The following is a 22,455-nucleotide window of genomic DNA, read 5'->3' as shown; positions in this document are numbered from 1 at the left end:
TGACAATGTTACTATTATAAAAAGCATATTTCTCATATAGTTCATGGCATATCTGCCATCTGATTCATCTAATTGCATTTCAGAAATTCATGCTTTGAAACCCATTAAAATTCAAAAAGCAGGAGTTCTGAAAGTAATTGCCGGACAGTAAGTGTAAGTTGTATTTTCTGACTCCTGTCTGAAAAGGAGGACCAGCTTATGGTAAACAGAAACTACAAGGATACTATATTCAGAATGCTCTTTTCCGACCGGGAAAATCTGCTTTCGCTTTATAATGCGATTAATGGAACATCCTATGATAATCCGGAAGAGTTGGAAATTGTGACACTTGAGAATGCTATTTATATGGGAATGAAAAATGATCTGGCATTTATTATTGACACGAATCTTTTCCTGTATGAACACCAGTCAACTTACACACCGAACATGCCCCTACGGGATCTTTTCTATATCTCAGCAGAATACCAGAAGCTGGTGAATCAGAAGTCTCTGTATTCGTCAGCGTTGCAGAAAATTCCAGCACCGAATTTTATTGTATTCTACAATGGAATGGATAAGAAAGAAGATAGATGGGAGAACTGCTTGTCAGAAGCGTACGAGAATTTGTTCGGTGAGCCGAAGTTGGAGCTAAAAGTAGTAACTTTAAATATTAATGAAGGCAGAAACCATGAATTATTAGAGCAGTGCCAGACTTTAAGAGAATATGCAGCATATGTAGCACTAGTACGTAAATATACAAAATCTATGGAATTAGAGGCAGCAGTGGAAAAAGCTGTAGACAAATGTATTCATGATGGAATTCTGGAAGAATTTCTTCAAAGGAATAGAGCGGAGGTTATCGCGGTGAGTATATTTGAGTATGACAAAGAAGAGGAAGAACGAAAGCTGAGAAAAGCCGAATTCGAAGCTGGAGAGCAGAGAGGTATACAATTGCGTGATAGGGAAATCGCACAGTCATTGGCCAAAAAAGGAATGTCTGCTGCAGAGATTGCAGATATTCTTGAAGTTAGTGAGAAATATGTTTCGGAAATGGTGAAAATGAAATAAAAGGTATAAACGCATAACATAAATACAATAGAACAATAATAGAAGAACAGGGTTCATTTTACAAAGCAAATCATTGGTACACATTTTTATGTGTCAGTTTGCATGTGGAATGTACCCTGTTTTTTGTATGCGTTGAAAAAAATTCTCAATTAGAAAACAAGAAACTGTAATTCAGCAACTTGACAACTTATACCCCTATAGGTATAATAAGCCTATACCTGGTATGGTATAGAAAAGAGGAAAACCATGAAAAATCTAATGGGAAAGTTAGAAGAGTTACTTGATCTTGGCGGGACCAAGAAGGATATTACCTTTCTGGTAATCTCTGGAATCGCCATTGTCTTAAGTCTGCTGGGAATCTCCCCCTTCCCTTTTGACATGTCCTGGATTGCCATTGTGCTGTGCGGACTTCCTATTATCCTGGAAGCCATCATTGGTCTGGTAACTGAATTCGACATTAAGGCAGACGTTCTTGTATCTCTGGCGCTGATCGCTTCCGTCTGTATCGGAGAAGATTTTGCAGCTGGAGAAGTGGCATTTATCATGCAGCTTGGCGGACTTCTGGAAGAGCTTACGGTAGCCAGGGCCAGAGCAGGAATTGAGAAGCTGGTCCACCTCACACCCCGGATCGCCAGGGTAATAAAAGACGGGAAAGAAAATATCATCCCTGCAGAAAAAGTTCAGGTAGGAGACATCCTTCGGGTACTTCCGGGTGAAGGGGTACCAGTAGATGGAATCATTATTTCCGGACAGACCTCTGTAAACCAGGCGGTTATGACTGGGGAATCCCTTCCGGTAGATAAGACGGTGGGAGATGAGGTATCCAGTGGAACGGTGAATCAGTTTGGAGCCTTCGAGATGAAAGCTTCCAAGGTTGGGGAAGACAGCTCCATTCAGCGAATGATCCGTCTGGTCCAATCAGCAGACGCTGGTAAGGCGAAGATCATAGGAATCGCAGACCGGTGGGCTACCTGGATTGTGGTGATCGCGCTCACAGCCGCAGCCCTTACCTGGCTTATCTCCGGTCAGATCATCCGCGCGGTGACCATCCTGGTTGTATTTTGTCCATGCGCCCTTGTGCTTGCAACACCCACTGCAATTATGGCAGCTATCGGCAATGCCACCAAACACGGCTTTCTTGTTCGTGAAGGTGACGCCCTGGAACGGCTTGCCAGAGTAAATGTTATCGCATTTGACAAAACCGGAACTTTAACATACGACACACCAAAGGTGACCGCAGCCGTCAGAAACAGTGAAAATTATAACAATAATGACATTTACAGATTGGCAGCATCTGCGGAACAGCTGTCGGAACATCCTCTTGGAAAGGCAATTGTGAATTGTTGTAAGAGAGAAGGAGCAGTGCTTTCCAAGGCAGAGGATTTCCAGATGATCCCTGGACGGGGTGTCTGTGCAGTGGTAGATGGGAAAAAGATTCTGGCTGGAAATCCGGAGCTGCTGAAAGAGAATGGTGTGGAAATACACTCTTTGGATCCAGAACAGTACATAAAAGCTGGCTGCACGGTTACCTATGTAGCAATTGACGGAGAATATGCAGGTTTCATAGCCCTTTCCGACACCCTTCGAGAAGAGAGTACCGGCATGATCGACGCACTTAACGGTCTTGGCGTTCAGCCAGTCCTTCTGACTGGTGACCACGAAAACGCGGCGAAAACTATCGCATCCCAGCTTCATATCAATGAAGTTCGCGCCAACTGTCTCCCGGAAGACAAGCTGAAATACATTGATACCTACCAGCAGGAAAACAAAATGGTCTGTATGATTGGTGACGGAATCAACGACGCCCCAGCCCTGAAGCGCGCAGAAGTAGGAATCGCCATGGGCGGCGTAGGAAGTGATATCGCAGTAGACGCAGCTGACATTGCCCTTGTGGACGATGAAGTAAAAGAACTTCCACACCTCATCGCTCTCTCCAAGCGTATGATGACTACCATCAAGCTGAATATGACCTTTTCTATGACCTTGAACTTTATCGCAATCGTACTGGCCATCACCGGAATCCTGAACCCCATCGTAGGCGCTCTCGTTCACAACGCGGGATCAGTACTGGTAATTACAAACTCAGCATTTTTATTGAAGTGGAGGAAAAAATAATGACAATCAAAGTAATTGGACTTATCATAGGAATCTTAATTCTCTGTGCCGAAATCTACTACCTCACCCAGGAGAAAGAAGACCCGGAATCCCGTAAGATTTATAGTATTGTAAGTGTAGTGGGAGTTGTGATCGCAATTGTGGCAGCAGTGTTTCTATTTATGTAACAAATCTTTTTTAAAGAAAATAACTATTACCAAAAAAATATGCCTGAAATGTATTCTCGACCGAAAGTAGGAAAACTTTCAAGAACTTTAATGCTTCAGAAGGCTTGGTTGGAATGCATTTCAGGCATATTCTATTTATATGGGAATAAGTCACATGTTACACTATGATTTATTTCATATAGAATCATTCAAAAAATCTATCATTCATTTCTATAACTTATTTATAATGTTACCCCTTCCAGTATAAACTGTCTGAATTCCCTTGCAGCTGGAGAAAGATAAGACCTGTCATTGCTGATCAGGTAGAAATTTCGTTCCCAGGCGGGATTGGAAATCTGCATGATCTTTACGTCCAGGCGGAGAAGCATTTCCATGTAGGGGACAACAGCAATACCAAATCCGTGCGCCACAAGTCCGGCGATTACGCTGTCTTCTTCTGTCTCGTAGGCGATTTGAGTCTCCTGCCCGATCTGTCGGAATAAGCCGTCAACTACGGAGCGAAGACCAGAGCCTTTTGCAAAATAGACCTGGGGGTAAGGAATAGTCTGTGCAAGATCAATGGTATGAAACTGTGCCAGAGGATGCTTTCTTGGAGTGATCAGCACCAGATCCTGCCGGTGTACTGGGATAGAGGTAAGCCCCAGATCAGCAGGTGGCTGGGAAGCGAAAACCAGGTCAAAACGTCTTGCAGTAAGCCCTTCGAGCAGCTGTCCTGTGGTTCCGGTATTAAAAGTAAAACGGATATTTTTCTCAGGGTACTGTTTCAAAAAACGCGCTGCAAGCTCGGGAACAAAGTCTTCTCCCAAGGTACGAAGAAGCCCCAGGCGGATCAGTCCCTCCCCACGTCCAACCCGCTGGAGTGCGTCTACTCCATTGTCCAGAGTCATAAGCGTCTGCTGTGCACAGGCGAGAAACTGCTCCCCATAATGTGTGAGCATAATGCTTTTTCCAACCTTCTCAAAAAGGGGAACTCCAAGCTCTGCCTCCATCTGTGAGATGGCATGGCTAAGGCTTGGCTGGGCGATGCAAAGGTGTTCTGCAGCTCGTGTATAATGTAGTGTTTGTGCTAATTCTGCAAAATATCGCAAATGTAGTAAATTCATATTCAATTCCCTCAACTATTCTTTCAATCAATGAAACAACTCTATTATAAACCTGTATATTCAAATAATCTATTGTTCTATAAGAAAAAATCAATTTGTCTTTTTTTTAACAACAAGTTAAAGTACAGGCATAGGTCGATGAGAAAAAAGTTTTAAAGGTCTTAAAAAACATGGAAAAATGTAAATGTCTCAATCTAAAAGAAGAGCTAACGGTATGGTGCGAACAATAAAGTTTATAGGCCATAATGTTAAAAGTAGCAACTGGGCATTATCAATCGAGTGCAAAAAGCATATGAGACATCCAGGAAGGAGAAAAAATTGCATATTTCAGGAACCACCACTATGCTGGGTCTGATCGGAACCCCTGTAGAGCATTCCAAATCCCCGGCAATGTATAATTATTGTTTTGCAAAATATGGTCTCGACTGCGCTTATCTGGCCTTTGACGTACCAAAGGAAAAAGCAGGAGAAGCGGTGCAGGCCATTCGAACCCTGAACATCAAAGGGGCAAATGTGACAATGCCATGCAAAAACGCAGTCATTCCATATCTGGATAAGCTGACTCCTGCAGCAGAAGCAATCCAGGCAGTAAATACCATCGTGAATGACAATGGCGTGCTCACAGGGCATATTACAGACGGATGCGGTTATACCTTGAATCTGAGGGCTCATGGTGTAGAAGCAGCCGGCAAAAAAATTGTTCTTCTTGGCGGCGGCGGAGCTGCTTCCGCGATCGCGATCCAGGCGGCCTTAGAAGGTGCGAAAGAGATTACCGTATTTAACCTGAAGGACAGCTTCTGGGACAGAGTACAGGCAGGACTTGAGAAAATCAGCAAGGCAGCGCCGGAATGTAAAATTACTCTCCATAATCTTGAAAACAGAGAAGAACTAAAAGCTGCAATTGATGAAAGAGACATTCTTTCCAATGCCACAAGAGTGGGAATGGCACCATACGAGGAGCAGAGCAACATTACAGACCTTTCCTGGTTCCGCCCGGAGCTGGTGGTAACCGATGTGGTTTATTCTCCGACAGAGACAAAGATGCTGCGGGAAGCAAAAGCAGCCGGTTGCAAGACCTGTGATGGCCTGGGCATGCTTTTATGGCAGGGCGCCGAAGCATTCAGACTGTACAGCGGGCTGGAGATGCCGGTGGAGGAAATCCGGGAACTGCTTTATAAATAAACAACTTAGTAATTACAGGCAAAACAAGAAATAAGCCGTAATAAATGAAGTATCAGAGAAAACAAAAAACATACGAGGAAGGTCTAACAAAATGAACCAGACTACAGATTCAAAAAAATATTACCCTACAGCACTGGCCCTTTACATTACATACTTTGTTCTGGGCATTGCAGCCACCATCATGGGACAGTACAAGCGGAATTTTGCAGCCCAGTGGGGCGCAAAGGTTTTGGAAAACGGAAGCTATGACGTATCCGGTGTTGTGGCAGTTATCGCTGCGATCGGCCTTGGCCGTCAGAGCATTGCTGACCCTGACCTTCCAAATAAAGCGTTAAATGGGCAGCTGGAAACTCTGGCTCCATGTATTGGATGTCTTCTTGGCTGTGTGCCGAATATGTTTGCCGGAAAGCCCATCACCTGTGCAGTAAACCCGTGCGTGGGAAGAGAAACAGAGCTTACCCCTGCTGACAGTAAGAAAAAAGTAGTCGTTGTAGGCGGCGGTCCTGGAGGACTTTACGCAGCATGGCTGTGTGCTCTTCGTGGACATCAGGTCACACTTCTGGAAAAAGAAGAGGAACTTGGCGGAAACTTCCGTATTGCAGCTTATCCAACAGGAAAAGGACAGCTTACCGAGGTGATCCGCTCCATTATCGTAAGATGTCAGAACGCCGGAGTAGGTTTGAGATGTAATACAGAGGCAGATGAGGAAACCCTTCGCAGCCTTTCCCAAGATACCATCATTGTTGCAACCGGTTCCAATCCACTGGTACTTCCAATCCCAGGACTGGCTGACTGCGGCTATATCACAGCCCAGGAGCTTTTGGATGGAAAAAAAGAAGCTGGCAAAAAGGTGCTGGTAGTGGGTGGCGGAATGGTTGGCTGCGAGGCTGCTGAGTATCTTGCTGAGCGCGGACATCAGGTTGGGATCATCGAAATGAAAGATGTCATTGCAGGTGATGTGACAGCAGAAAGCCGCAAATACATTTTCCAGAATTTTGAGGAAAACCATGTACAGCTTTGTCCTGGTGCAAAGGTTGGTCATTTCTATACAGATGGTGTGGATTATGCACTGGCAGATGATACAGAAGGATCTCTCAGGGGCTTTGACAATGTAGTGCTGGCTATGGGCTCCAGAGCAAACGGTGTTTTAAAAGAAACAGCGGAAAAAGTTGCCGGACAGGTGCTGGTGATCGGGGAAGCGGCAAAGGCTCCAGGCAATGCAGTAGTTGCGGTGAATGATGCTTTTGAGGCTGCTTTACAGGTTTAAGTAGGAAAATAAAATAAGGGACTTTTGTCCCGAATAAATGTAACAAGTCAAGGGGCAAAGCTATTTTTGCCCCTTGTATTAAACTGATAAAAATTATCAATGATAAGGTTGAGAATATTTATCAGAATCAATCCGTAACAATGGAAGATACTAGAGAATATGCAAAGAACATAAAGTACAGAATATAGGACTTATGTCCCGAAAATTCCATCATTTTCCAGACGGATTGTACTTTATTAAAAGCATGCGCCAAACCGATTGACGGGGAAAAAACAATCTCGTATACTACAACCGTTAAACCAATAACAATTCTTCAATATACGCGGAGAACTAAAAAATAAAGAAAGAGGTACAAGAATGAAAGATTTTGCTCAGTGGGAAGGCTTTAATGGAAATCGTTGGAGAGAACAGATCAATGTTCGTGATTTTATCCGTCACAATTATACCCCTTATGACGGAGACGATTCTTTCCTGGAAGGCCCAACCGAAGCTACGAACAAGCTGTGGGGAAAACTGCAGGAGCTGCAGAAAGCAGAGCGTGCCAACAGCGGTGTGCTTGATATGGAGACAAAGGTTGTCACAGGCCTGACCGCATACGGACCAGGATACATTGACGAAGACCTGAAAGATCTGGAGAAGGTTGTAGGACTTCAGACAGACAAGCCTCTGAAGCGTGCATTTATGCCATACGGCGGAATTAAAATGGCAGAGCAGGCATGCGAGATGTATGGCTACAAGGTAGATCCGCAGATCCACGACATGTTTACAAAATATGAATTCAAAACACATAACCAGGGCGTATTTGACATCTACACACCAGAGATGAAGAGAGCACGTCACAGCCATATCCTTACCGGACTTCCGGATACTTATGGACGTGGACGTATCGTAGGTGATTACAGACGTGTGGCTCTGTACGGTATTGACGCTCTGATCGAGGGCAAAGAGAAAGACTTTGCAGACAGTGACCGTCAGGGTATGAGACGTTATGATTTCCAGCTTCGTGAGGAGATCGCAGACCAGATCCGCGCTCTGAAAGGAATGAAAGAGATGGCGAAGATCTACGGTTATGATATTTCCCAGCCTGCTAAGAATGCACATGAGGCATTCCAGTGGCTGTACTTTGGATATCTTGCAGCGATCAAGACTCAGAACGGTGCGGCAATGAGTGTTGGACGTATCTCCACATTCCTTGATATCTATATTGAAAGAGACCTTAAGAACGGCGTGATCACAGAGAAAGAGGCCCAGGAGCTTGTTGACCACATGGTAATGAAATTCCGTATGGTTAAATTTGCAAGAATCGAGTCCTACAATCAGCTGTTCTCCGGTGACCCGGTATGGGCAACTCTTGAGGTTGCTGGTATTGGCGTTGACGGACGTCACATGGTTACAAAGAACGACTATCGTTTCCTTCATACTCTTGAGGATATGGGACCAGCTCCAGAGCCAAACCTGACTGTTCTCTATTCCTCCAAGCTGCCGGAGAACTTCAAGAAATATGCTGCTAATATTTCTGTTACAACAAGTTCCATCCAGTATGAGAACGATGATGTTATGCGTCCGGTATGGGGCGATGATTATTCTATCTGCTGCTGTGTATCTGCTACTGAGACAGGTAAGGAAATGCAGTTCTTCGGAGCTCGTGCAAACCTTGCAAAATGCCTCCTCTATGCGATCAACGGTGGTGTAGATGAGAAGTTAAAGACTCAGGTTGGACCGGAGTACAAACCGATCACTTCTGAGTACCTTGATTATGATGAAGTAATCCAGAAATATGACCAGATGATGGACTGGCTGGCACATCTGTATGTAGGAACCCTGAACATGATCCACTACATGCATGACAAATATTACTATGAGGCAGCTGAGATGGCTCTGATCGATACAAAGGTTGAGCGTTCCTTCGCAACTGGTATCGCTGGCTTCTCTCATGTAGTAGACTCCCTGTCTGCTATCAAATATGCCAAGGTAAAAGCTATCCGTGACGAGGATGGAATCACCACAGACTTCCAGGTTGAGGGTGACTTCCCACGCTATGGTAATGATGATGACAGAGCAGATGAGATCGCAAGAAACCTGCTTTCCACATTCATGGACAAACTGAAACACATCCATACCTACCGCGATTCCAAGCCAACCACATCCATTCTTACCATTACTTCTAACGTTGTTTATGGTAAGGCTACAGGAGCCCTTCCGGATGGAAGAAAAGCCGGCGAGCCTCTGGCACCTGGTGCTAACCCATCCTATGGCGCAGAGCAGAACGGACTTCTTGCTTCCCTGAACTCTGTTGCAAAGCTTGACTATGAGGATGCACTGGACGGAATTTCCAATACACAGACAATTAATCCGGACGCACTTGGACATACTAATGAAGAGCGTACAGATAACCTTGTACATGTACTGGACGGATATTTCAACCAGGGTGCACACCATCTGAATGTAAACGTATTTGGAAAAGAGAAACTGATCGATGCTATGGAGCATCCGGAAAAAGAGGAGTATGCAAACTTCACAATCCGTGTTTCCGGTTATGCTGTTAAGTTCATCGACCTGACAAGAGAGCAGCAGCTGGATGTTATTGCCAGAACCTGCCACGACAGAATGTAATCATATAATTTATGATGTAAAGGATATAGAAATGTTAAAAGGCTATGTTCATTCTCTGGAAAGCTTCGGGTCTGTAGACGGACCCGGAGTGAGATATGTGATCTTTCTTTCCGGCTGCGCTATGCGCTGCCAGTTCTGCCACAATCCGGATACCTGGAATATGACAGATGGAAAAGAGTACACCACGGATCAGCTTTTGAAGACAGCACTTCGTTTTAAGTCCTACTGGGGAGAAAAAGGCGGAATCACGGTGAGCGGCGGGGAACCCATTTTGCAGATGGATTTTCTCACAGAGCTTTTCCGTAAGGCAAAGGAAGCAGGAATCCATACAACACTGGATACCAGCGGGAATCCTTATACGACCAAGGAGCCCTGGCATTCCAAGTGGCTGGAGCTGATGAAATACACAGACCTTCTGCTTCTGGATATCAAGCAGATCAATGAGCAGGAGCATGTGAAACTTACCGGGCAGACGAATACCAATATTCTTGCCATGGCCCGTGAGCTTTCTGATATGGGTAAGCCTGTGTGGATCCGTCACGTACTGGTACCGGGAGGCAGTGACAAGGATGAGTACCTGCACCAGCTGGCAGACTTTATTCATACACTGAAAAACGTTGAGCGCGTGGAAGTACTTCCGTATCATACACTTGGAATTTTTAAATGGGAGAAGCTGGGAATCCCTTATCCGCTGGAGGGCGTGAAACCTCCGACGCAGGAGAGAATTGATAATGCAAGGCGGATTCTCGGGGCAATATAAGAACGTGAAATAAACTCCTTAAGGGGAGGCTGCTGTGAGGCAAATGGCCTTGTGGCAGCCTCTTTTAGGTTGGCGGAATTTTTGAGATTATAAAAGAAAAATAAATTGTAATATAGCGGATATAATGATATGATTATCCGGTAACAGCAATGTTACAGGAAAGCACCTGCGACAGGGTGTGGTTGCCTCCTGACTATTACAGATTGGAGTCTTTCGGGGCTCTAGGATGAAAGAAAGGAGGTGCGTGATATGACAGCTTATGAGATCATCTCAATATTCATAGGTGTACTCAGTTTACTGATCACCTTTGGTAGCCTGTTAATTGCGATTATTACCTTTCTTGATCGGAAGAACAAGAGGAAATAAAAAAGCCTATCCTGTCGGCCAACAGGATAGGCGGTGGTCGTAAGACCATTTAGCCATGTCGGGCGGCATCCACTTTGGAGTGGGTGCTTTTCCTATAACAAATGTACCACACATTTCTTTTGTTTTCAATAGAAAATTCAAATATGCAGTTCATCTGGCTTTGGTTTAGCCCTGTGTTTATTCTCACCAATTTCAAAATTTTAATACGGAAAATAACAACTGGTTGAAGAGAAAATTATTTTACTGTGTATTTGCTGCAAGAAAAGCGGCAATTTCCTGCAGGAAGCGGCTGCCGTATTTCTGCAGTTTGTTCTGGCCGACGCCGGAAACGCCAAGCATTTCATCTTCATTCTGAGGAAGTTTTTCGCACATGTCGATCAGGGTTTTGTCTGTGAAGACAATGTAAGGCGGAACGGATTCCTCCCTGGCAATCTGCAGGCGCAGCTGGCGTAAGGTCTCGAAGAGGTCAGACTTGTGGATGGCAGCTGTGTTATTTGAGTTACCCGAATTGGATGTACCGGAAGAATTGCCGACAGAGTTTGTCTGAAAGAAATCTTCACTATAAGGTGATTTATGTCTTCGGGAACCCGAAATTTTCTATTTTTCTTTAAATTTCTTTACGATAATCCTTGAGTCCTTTTGTTGCAATTCTGCAATATTTCCTATCTTGAGAACACTGTATTCTCCTTCTGTCTGAATGACGTAGCCCTCACGCACCATTTGACTGATCAGAAGACGGAGATCGTCTTGGGTGCGGTTTTCCAATTGCCCGTAAGAGGTGAAGTCGGTTGCGCTGATCTCTTTCAGACGTGCTTTTTTTGCACCGCGGAGTGTGCTGATCACCAGGGCCTGGCCGAATCTGCCGCGCATTTCGGAGATACAGTTGATCACCCATTTGGCATCCTTTGTCATGTCTGTTTCAACAAATTCCTGATGACAGTTGCCGCAGTTATCGCAAGGTTTCTCAGGCTTTTCCCCGAAGTATTCCAGGATGTAGTTGCGCAGGCAGGAGGTTGTCATACAGTAGCCCTCCATTAGTTGGAGGCGGCGGAAATCCTGCTGTCGGACCTGTTCAATTTCCTGAAAATCCATACCTTCGAAATCTTTGCTTCCAAGAAGCATTTTGCTGATCATAACATCCTGTGTGGAAAAAAGAAGAATACATCTGGCTGGTTCGCCGTCACGCCCGGCGCGGCCGGCTTCCTGATAGTAGTTTTCCATGCTCTGTGGCATGTTATAGTGGATGACAAAGCGAACGTTAGACTTATCAATTCCCATACCAAAGGCATTGGTGGCAATAACGACAGAAGCCCGGTCATAGATGAAATCGTCCTGGCTCTTTTTGCGGATGTCGTTGTTCATTCCGGCATGATAGCGGGTGACAGAGACTCCCTGTTTCAACAGCTTTTCATACAAAGTATCTACGTTTTTTCTGGTGGCGCAGTAGATGATACCACTTTCATTTGCATGCTCTTTTATGTAATTCTGGATGAAGATATCCTTTTGTTTTCCAGTGAGATGTTCCACCTGATAATAGAGATTTTCTCTGTCAAAACCAGTGACAACAATGTTTGGATTCTTTAGCTTCAGGATTCTTGAAATGTCATTTTTAACTATTTCAGTAGCGGTGGCAGTGAAAGCACTTATGATAGGATTTCCTGGAAGCTGCTCCACGAAATCTACGATTTTCAGGTAGCTTGGGCGGAAATCCTGTCCCCATTGGGAGATACAGTGGGCTTCATCTACGGTAACCATAGAGATAGGAGTATGTAGTGCAAAATTCAGAAAAGAAGCTGTTTCCAGCCGCTCCGGGGCTACATAGATGATCTTATAGACTCCTCTTGCAGCGAAAGAAAGCGCCTTGCTGATCTGCCCTTCAGTAAGGGAAGAATTGATATAAGCGGCGTGGATTCCGGCCTCATTTAAGGATTTTACCTGATCCTGCATAAGAGAGATCAGAGGTGATATTACCAATGTAATTCCAGGCAAAAGCAGTGCCGGAACCTGATAACAGAGAGATTTACCAGCGCCTGTAGGCATGATTGCCAAAGCGTCTCTTCCATTTAAAATTGTATCTATGATTTCTTCTTGTCCTTCACGGAAAGAGTCATATCCAAAGTAAGTTTTTAGAATCTGTGTGGGAGTAACTGGTGGGGGATTAAAGTTGTTTCCTGTCATATTTGAAGTGTTTCCTGTCAATTTATTAACCTCCTGAAAGTACGGTTACTAGATTAATATAGTGGGCTACGCCGACTGAAATAAGGCAAAATCTCTCGCAAAGTGAGGCATGCAGATTGCTGGAATGATTTTTTTTACACACTCTAGTGTTTTATCATATTCAGCGCGGCTTCCGCCGTTGCGCCTGTAAGCCTGGTAATACTGGAAAATACAGGAATATCCCCATATTTGCGGTTTTCATAAAAGGCGTAATAGCATCCATATAGAATGTAAGTAAGCATGATGTTAATGTCTGGATTTTCCCGGTATTTGGGATAGGCTCCGAAAACCAGCTCTTTCAAAGCCAGCTCGATTTTCTGTACCAGGCATTTACTGCGGCTCCCGGAAAAGAGAATCCCGATCAGGGAATCTTTTGCCAGAAATCCCATGAATAATTCATGGGAAAATTCGGCTGTGTTTTCCAGTACTTTTTCCGGATGGCTTAAATTTTCCATAATAGAAATCACCACTTCTGTTTCCAGAGTATCGGAAAGATGGTAGATGTCCTGGTAGTGGGCGTAGAAGGTTGATTTGTTGATCTGGGCTTTTTCGCACAGCTCTTTAATAGTGATCCGCTCCAGCTCTTTATGGGAACGGAGCTCAATGAAGGCGTTTATGATGCTCTGGCGGGTTTTTTCGATTCTGATATCCATATGGCTAAGTCCTTTTTTATGTAAAGTGCAGTTGTTAGGGAAAACAGGTAATCCAACATATTAGAAAAATTGTCGGATAACCAACTAAAGTTGTTTTTTGTTGGTGGTATTTTTACATATACGCAATTATACTCATTATACAAAGAAAAACAACTACTGTCTAATATCTTTTTACAGTGAAAATTGGGGGATGTACTTTATGGATTTTTATAACTTTTACACGGGAAAAGAATTTGAAGCGTATGAGTATCTTGGTGCCCATGTATGGGCTGGCGGAACCACCTTCCGTACCTTTGCCCCGGCTGCACAGCGGGTATCTGTGATCGGGGAATTCAATGGATGGACAGAAACTCCCATGAACCGCGTCCATGATGGGAACTTCTGGGAATGCACGATTGATGGCGTAGGCTCAGACCTGATGTATAAATACAGAATTTACCGTCAGGATGGCTCCTTCATAGATCATGCTGATCCATATGCATTTTATAGTGAAATGCGTCCGGGAACCGCATCCAAAACATATGCACTTGGCGGTTACGATTTCGATGACGGCAAATGGCTGAAGAACCGGAAAGTAACCTATGACAAGCCCATAAATATTTATGAAATGCATTTTGGCTCCTGGAAAAAAAGAGGAGAGGGACAAGAAGACTGGTATACTTATGAAGAACTGGCACCGATCCTTATCGCATATCTGAAAGAGCACGGATATAATTATGTGGAAATCATGCCTCTTTGTGAGTATCCATGTGACGAATCCTGGGGGTATCAGGACACCGGATATTTCAGCCCTACTTCCCGCTATGGGAAGCCAGAAGAACTGAAAGCATTTGTAGACCAGTGTCATCAGGCTGGAATCGGAGTGATTCTGGACTTTGTCCCGGTACATTTTGCAGTGAATGATTATGCACTTGCCGAGTACGACGGAACTGCTCTTTATGAATATCCCAATATGGCAGTTGGTCGTAATGAGTGGGGCAGCTGCAACTTTATGCATTCCAGAGGGGAAGTGTGCAGCTTCTTACAGTCATCTGCTTATTACTGGATGAAGGAATTTCACTTTGATGGTCTTCGAATGGATGCAGTTGGAAATCTGATCTACTGGCAGGGAGATGCCAGCCGTGGGGAGAATCTGGCTGCGCTGAAATTTATCCGTACCATGAATCAGGGCTTGAAAGAGCGGATTCCGGATTGTCTTCTTTTTGCAGAGGATTCAACTCCCTATCAGGGAGTAACCAGACCTGTGTGGGAAGGGGGACTTGGCTTTGATTACAAATGGGATCTTGGATGGATGCATGATACATTATCCTATTTCCAGGCAGATGCAAATGAGAGAAGGGAAAAGTACCATAAGCTGACTTTTTCCATGATGTACTTCTATAATGAGCGCTATATCCTGCCTTTGTCCCATGATGAGGTTGTTCATGGAAAAGCGACGATCGCCCAGAAGATGAATGGTGGTTATGATGGGAAATTCCCACAGGCAAGGGCTTTCTACATGTATATGTATGCACATCCCGGTGCCAAGCTGAATTTCATGGGAAATGAACTTGCCCAGCTGAAAGAGTGGTGCGAAAAGGATGAGCTTGACTGGATCCTGCTGAAATTCCCTATCCATGAGGCCTTTCATAAATTTATGGCAGATCTGAATAAGTGCTATCTGAAGAATAATGCATTTTATCAGAGAGATATTGATCAGGGAGGGTTCTGCTGGGTAGACTGTCATCAGGAGCAGAAGTGCCTGTATCTGTTTGAGCGAATCAGTGGAGACCAGAAAATCCTGGCAGTATTTAATTTCTCTGATGAAATTCAGGAATATACTTTGGAAAGAGATTATGCTGGATATGAGCTTCTTCTCGCAAGTGACATGGTAAAATATGGCGGTAAAAAGCGTTACACCAAGAAGGAAAAGATGATTACAGGCGGCAAGGCTGTATTCAAAATGGGACCGTTCTGTGCGAGATATTATCTCGTAAAATAATAGGATGCTATAACCTGCCCAATATGAAAACTTAGCGCTTTATGCAATGAATCGGCGGATTTTGAATATTAGGAAAAGTAAAAAGACCTGCACTCAGATAAAACACTATTATTATGTAAGAATATAATATAGTGGATTTATCTGAAGTACAGGTCTTAATCATTGCTACGGTTTACGCTCTTCACAACAATTCATCGTACGGTGTATGAGAATTGTGTGTTCTTAGAAAATATATAACTTATTTACCAGGAGCAAGATGCTTCTTGATAGCTTCAAAACTCTCAGGGCTGATCACATGCTCGATACGGCATGCATCAGAGGTAGCAGTCTCCGGGTTAACGCCCAGGCTGATCAGCCAGGATGATAAAAATTCATGTCGCTCGTAAATCATATCTGCGATCTTCTGACCGGATTCGGTAAGATAAATATATCCCTCAGGAGTAACGGTGATATGGTTCTTCTCACGAAGATTCTTCATGGCAACACTGACACTTGATTTCTTAAAGCCAAGTTCATCCGCAATATCAACGGAACGAACAACAGGTTTCTTTTTGCTGAGGACGAGAATGGTTTCCAGATAGTTCTCAGCGGATTCATTTGATTTCACGATAGATCACCTCAATTTCCAGCTTGTGCATCTGTACAAGTATAATACTTATAGATTACCATAGTTTAGGGATTTGGGCAATTATTTTTTGAAAATTCGGTGATGGTTAAATTTTGCAAGAAAAAGAATCACAAGAAATGTGATTATTTCCGAGCTCAAAAACGATCCCCAGACACCGTTTAATCCCAGAATCTTTGAGAGCACCACAGCGCTGATTGCGATTGCGATAAAGCCTCGCATAAGTGATCCGATGATGGCTGGGAGGGGACTGACTGTGGCGGAAAAATAAGCTACCAGCATAATGTTGATACCGGCGAAAAGGAATCCAAGGAAGTAAATCTGCAGACCAGTATGGGCGTAATTTAAAAGCTGTAAATTGTTTTCCTTGTTGAAAATTCCAATAAAAGTATCTGTAAATCCAAAGGAAAGTGCCACAGTAACCAGTTCAAGCACCAGGCAGCAAAGAATACTCCACTTCAAAAGTTTTCTTACATTTTCTGTTTTTCTCATGCCATAATTCTGACTGATCAGAGGCTGTGCTCCTTGTGCAAGCCCATTGAAGATGGACATGGCAACAAGGGAAAGATTGGCAATTACCCCATAAGCTGCAACACCTACATTTCCTGCAATATCAAGAATCAGCATGTTAAAGATAATGGTGGTGATCGCGGAAGAAAGCTCGCCAACAAAGGCTGAAATTCCAAGCTGGCAGCAGGAAAGAATGTGTCGGAAGGAAGGTGTTTCCCAGTGAAATCCTACCTGATTTTTGCTGCTGTGAAAGTGGGTAGTGCAGACGAGCATAGTAATGGCTGGGCTGACAGCAGTGGCAAGTGCGGCACCGGAAAGCCCAAGTCCCATCGGAAACATGAAAATGTAATCGAACACAATGTTGAACAGACTTCCGGAGATTGCACCAGCCATCGCACGGGATGCAGCCTGATCATTTCTTGCAAATGCAGTGAAAGTGTAATTGGTCATAAAAAATGGGGTTGCGATCAGCATAATGCGAAGATAATTTTTGCCAAGCTCCGTCAAATGCTGGTTAGCGCCAAGGAGCCCGAGGAATTTTTCCGGGAGAAAAATTCCTGTCAGGATAAAAGGAACACTGCAGAGCAAGGTCCAGAAAATGGACTGGGTAAAGTAAAAGCTTGTGTTTTTCTGCTGAGCCTTGTCGATGGAATATCTGGTGGCAGAACCAATTCCAATCATGGCACCGATGGCATATACAAGTCCGTAAACTGGCAGAATCAGATTCAGAACTGCAAGCCCGTCTGCTCCTGAGTGGACAGAAATAAAAAAAGTATCCGCCAGGATATACACGGAAATGCCGATCATTCCAGCAATGCTTTGAATAGTATAGTGAAAAAATTGTTTGCGCATTTTGAATTGACTCCTGAAAATGTTATTATTGTTATAAATATAACGGATTTTTTATTGAATCTGCTGGCTACGGATCAAGCAGTGGATAATATCTGTGTGGAATTGCCATTTTGGATAGGCCCTTTACGAAATTTTTCTTATTATACACTAGCAATTTTATTATGTAAAGAAGCATGATTTCTGTGCATCACGAAAGGGGCTGGTCAGGGAGAAAACAGTAATAGTTTGAACATTCAAGGAGAACATTGTATTTATAATTATCCATGACAAATGATATTCCTGGTAGTATAATGACGTTAAAAGTAAACAGTAAACATTAATAAGTACTGGGGAGGTTTATCATGTATACTGCTTCAAAGGAACGATATACGACAATGGAATATAATCGCTGTGGAAACAGTGGACTAATGCTGCCGAAGGTTTCGCTTGGTTTGTGGCATAATTTCGGTGATACAGCTAATTTTGAGAACATGATACAGCTGTGCTTTACAGCATTTGATAATGGAATCACACAGTTTGACTTGGCTAATAATTACGGTCCACAGCCTGGAAGTGCGGAGATCAATTTCGGCAGGATTCTGAAAGAAGATCTGGGAAAATACCGGGACGAGCTTATTATTACCACTAAGGCCGGATATGAAATGTGGGATGGCCCTTATGGGAACTGGGGCAGCCGCAAATATCTTCTGGCGAGCTTAGATCAGAGTCTGAAGCGCATGGGACTGGAATATGTGGACATTTTCTATCACCACAGAATGGATCCGGAAACTCCACTTGAGGAGACTATGGGAGCGCTGGCCAGTGCTGTTCAGAGCGGAAAAGCATTGTATGTGGGACTTTCCAACTATGATGGAAAAACTTTGTCACAGGCTGCACAGATTTTGCAGGAATTGCATTGTCCATTTGTAATCAACCAGAACCGCTATTCTATTTTTGACAGAACTGTGGAGAAAAATGGTCTGAAAAAAACTACTGGCATTCTGAAAAAAGGTCTGATCACATTCAGCCCGCTTGCCCAGGGTCAGCTTACAGACCGATACTTGAACGGAATTCCAGAGGACAGCCGGATCCGTACAGACGGCAGATTTTTGAAAGAAAGCACGCTTACACCAGAGCGTTTACAGCAGATCCGTGAATTAAATGATATGGCTGCCGAGCGTGGGGAAAAGCTTTCTGAGATGGCTCTTGGATGGCTTCTGGCACAGGAGGAAGTGACCAGTGTGCTGATCGGAGCATCACGTCCACAGCAGATCCTTGATAACATAAAAGCAATTCATTGTGCGCCATTTACAGAGGAAGAGCTTGCGCGAATTGATGAAATTGCGGCGGAAAATACAGCCAGGTAAGAGAATGATTATGGCTTACTGGAAGCATTCTGTGAGGTGCTTTTCGGAGTGAATGCGAGAGCGCCAATGGTGGGGCGCAATCTACTTTCAATCATGGTGATGTCTGCGTGAACAGACATGTGCGTTTAGAAAAAAAGGTATGGAATCATGCTAGAGAAAATCACGTTTTTTAAGAAAATATTTGATACAGTATGGGAATATCATAAGGACAGTAATCAGTTATATGTACATTACGATAGTGCTCTGCCCGAATACTGCAATACCCGGGTGTTATATGATGAGATGTATAAGCTGTACACCGAAGAGTATGTATACAAAGAAGATCTTGCTGTCTGGGAAAGATACATGTCATCTGAAAATCTGAATAAATTTCTACAGGGAGACAAGGAAGAAGGCGACTTTGAATTTCGCATGGAGCATACCAGAATCGGGTTGGAATGGCATGCGGCTTATATGAATAAACTGGATGACAACCGCATTCTGATCGCGATCAGGGATATCAAGGATGAGCAGAGAAATGCTTCAATTGCCCATGCCGTACTTCCTGAATTCGATTATGTATGTCGTATTGATGTGGAAACCCAGGGGTACATTCTTTACTATTCCGCTGATGAAAAAACAGTGGTTCCCCAGCATTCTGCCGGAAATTTTGAACAGTCAATCGGAGCGTTTAACCTGGAGTATATTGTGCCGGAAGAGGCAGAAGCGCTGAATGAAAACATGCGTTTGAATAATATTAAAGCCAGATTGGAAGAACAGGACGAATACATTCTGTATGCTACTTCCAGAGACAAAAACGGGCTTACTTATAAAAAGTTCCGGTTCTGCTATGCGGACGCTTCCAAGCATGAGATCCTTCTTACCAGAACGGATGTAAGTGACGTTGTGAAAGAGAGAATGCTTCGTCAGGAGGAAGAAAAAAAGCGAGTTGCTTATCTGGAAAAAGAACTTTATCTGACCCAGGAGCTTCAGAAAAGCCAGCTGGAAATGCAGCGGATTCTGGAGACAACTACAGACCTGATGTTTAAGTACGATCCGGAAAATGGAGCTGTTCTCCTTCATAAAGCGGAAGAAGAGGATTATCATCCGTTCCTTTCTGAGGAGGATATGCTAAGGAAGCTGGCAGAAAAAGGATACCTGGAAGAGCAGTATGTGGAAACCCTGGAGGAATGTATAGAACAGATCAGGAATGGAGAACACAGACTTTCCTGTACGATAAAGGCGCGGAAAAACCTGACACAGGACTGGGTGTGGTATAAGGTTACTCTGTTTGATTACCAGGATGAGGCTACGCACGAACGAAAGGTTCTTGGGTATCTCCAGAACATTAATCTTGATATGTCAGACAGGGAAAGGCTGGAAAAAGCAGCTCAGAGAGATTCTCTTACAGGTCTTTACAACATGGGAACAGCGAAGAAAAAGATATGTGAGATTCTTCGGAATCAGACGAAAGATCAGCAGATCTGCAATGCATTTTTCTTAATGGATGTGGATGATTTTAAAAGCATTAATGATACAAATGGTCATATGACAGGGGACGATACCCTTAAGAAATTTGCTTCTGTACTTAACGATACTTTCCGGTTTCAGGATATTATTTATCGCCTTGGCGGGGATGAATTTGCAGTTTTTGCAGAAGATTTGCATGATTCTTCCACTTGTATTGAGGCAATTATGGAGCGCTTTAAGGAGCAGATCGGGGAGGCACAGAAGGATTTTCCGTTCCTTAGTATCAGCGTAGGAGTTTATGTGACAGACCGCAGACATACTTATGAACAGTATTATGAAGAAGCGGATAAAGCATTATATGAGACGAAAAAGAATGGGAAAAATGCCTATACAGTGCGTAAGGATGTTGGGAGATAATAAAAATCTGAAAGGGAGCGAAAGCTGGTCTTGAAAAGAGACTGGCTTTTTTCTGTTTATAATAACCTGAATGGATATTTTGGCTCTTTCGTTGCATAAGATAAGAGAAGTGTGGTAAGATGATAAAAAACAGGAGAGGAGATGAATTTGACATGGGTATATATTTCAATCCGGGAAATGCAAGCTTCAGACAGGCAAGAAATAGTATGATATATGTTGATAAGACAGAACTTCTTGATTATTTGAACAGAGTATTGTCAACGGAAAACAAGTGTATCGCAGTAAGTCATGCCAGACGATTTGGTAAATCGCATGCAGCAGGTATGATAGACGCTTATTATAGTTTGGGATGTGATTCTACGGAACTTTTTGGAGATACGAAGATAGCAGATGAGACGAAACATAACAACTATAAGAAATATATGAATAAATACAATGTGATTCATCTGGATATTTCATCGTTTTGGGATAATTATAAAGATAATCTCCTGGAAAAAATAACCGAATATATATATAAAGATTTTAAACATGATTTTGGAAATGAATTAGATTATGATGACAGCCTGAATTACAATTTAATACGAATCTATAAGAAAACGAATATTCAGTTTGTGATCATTATTGATGAGTGGGACTGTGTGATCAGAAATAGTAATGATTCAAAATTAGTACACAGTTATTTGCAGTTTCTTCATTCTTTGTTCAAATCAGAAGAATCAAAAGCTTATTTGGCCTTGGCATATATAACGGGAATTTTGCCAATCAAGAAAATAAAGGATGAATCTGCTCTGAATAATTTCAGTGAATATACAATGGTGAAGTCTAAGCCAATTACACAGTATTATGGATTTACAGAGGATGAAGTCAAAGTATTATGTAAGAAGTTTGACATGGATTTTGAAAGTACAAAGGCATGGTATAATGGATATCTGATTGATGGGATTCATATGTATAATCCAAATTCAGTATCTATGGCAATGCTCAGAAATGATTTTGATTCGTATTGGAAAAATACATCATCCTTTGCATCAATTAATACATTTATTACAATGAATTATGCAGGGCTTAAAGATGATGTGCTGACAATGCTCGCAGGTGGTAAGGTAAAAGTAAATACAAACACATTTCAAAACGATCTGTCTATTATAACATCCAGAGATGATGCTCTGACAGCTTTGATTCATTTGGGTTATTTAGGATATGATGCAGAAAGAAAAGAAAGCTATGTGCCAAATTATGAGGTGGCAACTACGTTTGAGTCCGCATTGCAGACTGGAGAATGGAAGGAGATTGCAAAAACAATCTCCTGTTGTGATGAATTATTGTATGAAACAATAGATGGAAATGCTGAGAGAGTGGCAGAACTAATCGAGCTTGCTCATGATGCATATACATCGGTTTTGAAATACAATGATGAAAATTCCTTAAGCTGTGTTCTTACGATGGCATATTTTACTGCACCTGGGTATTATAATATTATTCGTGAAATGCCAGCTGGAAAAGGTTTTGCAGATTTTGCATTTATTCCGAGAGCTAATGCTGGATTCAGACCAGCTATGGTAATTGAACTAAAATATAATAAATCAGCAGATACAGCAATAAAACAGATAAAGGAAAAAAGATATCATGGAGCATTATCGGGATATAGTGAAAAAATACTTCTGGTTGGAATAAGCTATGATGCAAATGGAGCAGGGGATAAGCATCATAGCTGTGTGATAGAAGAGGTGAAGGTTTAAAACGTGTTTGGAAAAACATTTCTGCGTTGTGAATGTTTTGCTATGG

17 protein-coding genes and 1 pseudogene are annotated in these 22,455 nt (G+C 43.0%); 12 read left to right on the top strand and 6 right to left on the bottom strand.

Going from position 1 to position 22,455, the window contains the following annotated elements; translation table 11 throughout:
• The first annotated feature begins 198 nt into the window (after positions 1-198).
• From ACTQWB_RS10680 to ACTQWB_RS10670, 3 genes are all read left to right on the top strand, one after another.
• Positions 199-1,047, top strand: coding sequence for a hypothetical protein (locus tag ACTQWB_RS10680; RefSeq protein WP_441501619.1), 849 nt, complete (start codon positions 199-201; stop codon positions 1,045-1,047).
• Positions 1,048-1,293: 246 nt separating this feature from the next.
• Complete coding sequence (locus ACTQWB_RS10675; RefSeq protein WP_441501620.1) at positions 1,294-3,162, top strand: heavy metal translocating P-type ATPase; 1,869 nt, start codon at positions 1,294-1,296, stop codon at positions 3,160-3,162.
• A complete protein-coding gene (locus ACTQWB_RS10670; protein WP_441482503.1) occupies positions 3,162-3,329 on the top strand; it encodes a hypothetical protein in 168 nt (55 codons plus the stop codon). The genes ACTQWB_RS10675 and ACTQWB_RS10670 overlap by 1 nt, the downstream gene beginning before the upstream one ends.
• Before the next feature lie 221 nt (positions 3,330-3,550).
• On the opposite strand, the gene ACTQWB_RS10665 is transcribed toward ACTQWB_RS10670, so the two are convergent.
• Positions 3,551-4,432, bottom strand: a complete 882-nt coding sequence (locus tag ACTQWB_RS10665; RefSeq protein WP_441482502.1) for a LysR family transcriptional regulator — start codon at positions 4,430-4,432, stop codon at positions 3,551-3,553.
• Between the two features lie 318 nt (positions 4,433-4,750).
• Here ACTQWB_RS10665 and ACTQWB_RS10660 point away from each other — a divergent pair, with 318 nt between their 5' ends.
• From ACTQWB_RS10660 to ACTQWB_RS10640, 5 genes are all read left to right on the top strand, one after another.
• Entirely contained in the window at positions 4,751-5,614 is an 864-nt protein-coding gene (locus ACTQWB_RS10660; protein WP_441501621.1) for a shikimate dehydrogenase, read from the top strand.
• Positions 5,615-5,705: 91 nt separating this feature from the next.
• Positions 5,706-6,881 (top strand): FAD-dependent oxidoreductase, encoded by a 1,176-nt coding sequence (locus ACTQWB_RS10655; RefSeq protein WP_441501622.1) that lies wholly within the window; start codon positions 5,706-5,708, stop codon positions 6,879-6,881.
• 357 nt (positions 6,882-7,238) lie between these two features.
• Positions 7,239-9,494, top strand: a complete 2,256-nt coding sequence (gene pflB / locus ACTQWB_RS10650) for a formate C-acetyltransferase (RefSeq protein WP_441501623.1) — start codon at positions 7,239-7,241, stop codon at positions 9,492-9,494.
• Between the two features lie 31 nt (positions 9,495-9,525).
• On the top strand, positions 9,526-10,254 hold the full coding sequence (gene pflA, locus ACTQWB_RS10645) for a pyruvate formate-lyase-activating protein (RefSeq protein WP_441501624.1): 729 nt from the start codon (positions 9,526-9,528) through the stop codon (positions 10,252-10,254).
• Positions 10,255-10,503: 249 nt separating this feature from the next.
• Positions 10,504-10,620 carry a putative holin-like toxin gene (locus tag ACTQWB_RS10640; protein ID WP_441501625.1) on the top strand — a complete coding sequence of 39 codons (117 nt, stop codon included), beginning with the start codon at positions 10,504-10,506 and terminating at the stop codon, positions 10,618-10,620.
• Between the two features lie 240 nt (positions 10,621-10,860).
• Here ACTQWB_RS10640 and recQ read toward each other — a convergent pair.
• The 3 genes and pseudogenes from recQ to ACTQWB_RS10625 all read right to left on the bottom strand — a co-directional run bounded on the left by recQ (position 10,861) and on the right by ACTQWB_RS10625 (position 13,490).
• Positions 10,861-12,798: pseudogene (gene recQ / locus ACTQWB_RS10635) on the bottom strand (DNA helicase RecQ).
• 25 nt (positions 12,799-12,823) lie between these two features.
• Entirely contained in the window at positions 12,824-12,940 is a 117-nt protein-coding gene (locus tag ACTQWB_RS10630; protein ID WP_441501626.1) for a DUF6783 domain-containing protein, read from the bottom strand.
• Between the two features lies 1 nt (position 12,941).
• On the bottom strand, positions 12,942-13,490 hold the full coding sequence (locus ACTQWB_RS10625; protein WP_441501627.1) for a TetR/AcrR family transcriptional regulator: 549 nt from the start codon (positions 13,488-13,490) through the stop codon (positions 12,942-12,944).
• Between the two features lie 199 nt (positions 13,491-13,689).
• Between ACTQWB_RS10625 and glgB the strand changes: the two genes are divergently transcribed.
• On the top strand, positions 13,690-15,471 hold the full coding sequence (gene glgB, locus ACTQWB_RS10620; RefSeq protein ID WP_441501628.1) for a 1,4-alpha-glucan branching protein GlgB: 1,782 nt from the start codon (positions 13,690-13,692) through the stop codon (positions 15,469-15,471).
• Between the two features lie 238 nt (positions 15,472-15,709).
• On the opposite strand, the gene ACTQWB_RS10615 is transcribed toward glgB, so the two are convergent.
• Positions 15,710-16,078 carry a metal-dependent transcriptional regulator gene (locus tag ACTQWB_RS10615; protein WP_441501629.1) on the bottom strand — a complete coding sequence of 123 codons (369 nt, stop codon included), beginning with the start codon at positions 16,076-16,078 and terminating at the stop codon, positions 15,710-15,712.
• A gap of 81 nt (positions 16,079-16,159) precedes the next feature.
• Positions 16,160-17,458, bottom strand: coding sequence for an MATE family efflux transporter (locus tag ACTQWB_RS10610; RefSeq protein WP_441501630.1), 1,299 nt, complete (start codon positions 17,456-17,458; stop codon positions 16,160-16,162).
• A 341-nt stretch (positions 17,459-17,799) separates the two neighbouring features.
• Between ACTQWB_RS10610 and ACTQWB_RS10605 the strand changes: the two genes are divergently transcribed.
• The 3 genes from ACTQWB_RS10605 to ACTQWB_RS10595 all read left to right on the top strand — a co-directional run bounded on the left by ACTQWB_RS10605 (position 17,800) and on the right by ACTQWB_RS10595 (position 22,409).
• Complete coding sequence (locus ACTQWB_RS10605; RefSeq protein ID WP_441501631.1) at positions 17,800-18,804, top strand: aldo/keto reductase; 1,005 nt, start codon at positions 17,800-17,802, stop codon at positions 18,802-18,804.
• A gap of 147 nt (positions 18,805-18,951) precedes the next feature.
• The gene (locus tag ACTQWB_RS10600; protein WP_441501632.1) at positions 18,952-20,670 is read left to right on the top strand and encodes a GGDEF domain-containing protein; all 1,719 of its coding nucleotides are present in this window, start codon (positions 18,952-18,954) and stop codon (positions 20,668-20,670) included.
• Positions 20,671-20,789: 119 nt separating this feature from the next.
• On the top strand, positions 20,790-22,409 hold the full coding sequence (locus ACTQWB_RS10595; RefSeq protein WP_441501633.1) for an AAA family ATPase: 1,620 nt from the start codon (positions 20,790-20,792) through the stop codon (positions 22,407-22,409).
• Positions 22,410-22,455 lie beyond the last annotated feature (46 nt).

Origin of the sequence: Blautia sp. HCP3S3_H10_2, from assembly GCF_052122375.1 — a bacterium.
GTDB lineage: Bacteria > Bacillota > Clostridia > Lachnospirales > Lachnospiraceae > Blautia_A.
Note: the sequence above shows the minus strand (reverse complement) of the source record. Positions and strands in the feature narration are given on the sequence as shown.

Coding starts and splice junctions, on each gene's coding strand:
- ACTQWB_RS10665 (WP_441482502.1), bottom strand. CDS start 4,432: ATGAATTTACTACATTTGCGATATTTTGCAGAATTAGCACAAACACTA.
- ACTQWB_RS10600 (WP_441501632.1), top strand. CDS start 18,952: ATGCTAGAGAAAATCACGTTTTTTAAGAAAATATTTGATACAGTATGG.
- ACTQWB_RS10670 (WP_441482503.1), top strand. CDS start 3,162: ATGACAATCAAAGTAATTGGACTTATCATAGGAATCTTAATTCTCTGT.
- ACTQWB_RS10595 (WP_441501633.1), top strand. CDS start 20,790: ATGATAAAAAACAGGAGAGGAGATGAATTTGACATGGGTATATATTTC.
- ACTQWB_RS10625 (WP_441501627.1), bottom strand. CDS start 13,490: ATGGATATCAGAATCGAAAAAACCCGCCAGAGCATCATAAACGCCTTC.
- ACTQWB_RS10680 (WP_441501619.1), top strand. CDS start 199: ATGGTAAACAGAAACTACAAGGATACTATATTCAGAATGCTCTTTTCC.
- pflB (WP_441501623.1), top strand. CDS start 7,239: ATGAAAGATTTTGCTCAGTGGGAAGGCTTTAATGGAAATCGTTGGAGA.
- pflA (WP_441501624.1), top strand. CDS start 9,526: ATGTTAAAAGGCTATGTTCATTCTCTGGAAAGCTTCGGGTCTGTAGAC.
- glgB (WP_441501628.1), top strand. CDS start 13,690: ATGGATTTTTATAACTTTTACACGGGAAAAGAATTTGAAGCGTATGAG.
- ACTQWB_RS10655 (WP_441501622.1), top strand. CDS start 5,706: ATGAACCAGACTACAGATTCAAAAAAATATTACCCTACAGCACTGGCC.
- ACTQWB_RS10605 (WP_441501631.1), top strand. CDS start 17,800: ATGTATACTGCTTCAAAGGAACGATATACGACAATGGAATATAATCGC.
- ACTQWB_RS10640 (WP_441501625.1), top strand. CDS start 10,504: ATGACAGCTTATGAGATCATCTCAATATTCATAGGTGTACTCAGTTTA.
- ACTQWB_RS10610 (WP_441501630.1), bottom strand. CDS start 17,458: ATGCGCAAACAATTTTTTCACTATACTATTCAAAGCATTGCTGGAATG.
- ACTQWB_RS10675 (WP_441501620.1), top strand. CDS start 1,294: ATGAAAAATCTAATGGGAAAGTTAGAAGAGTTACTTGATCTTGGCGGG.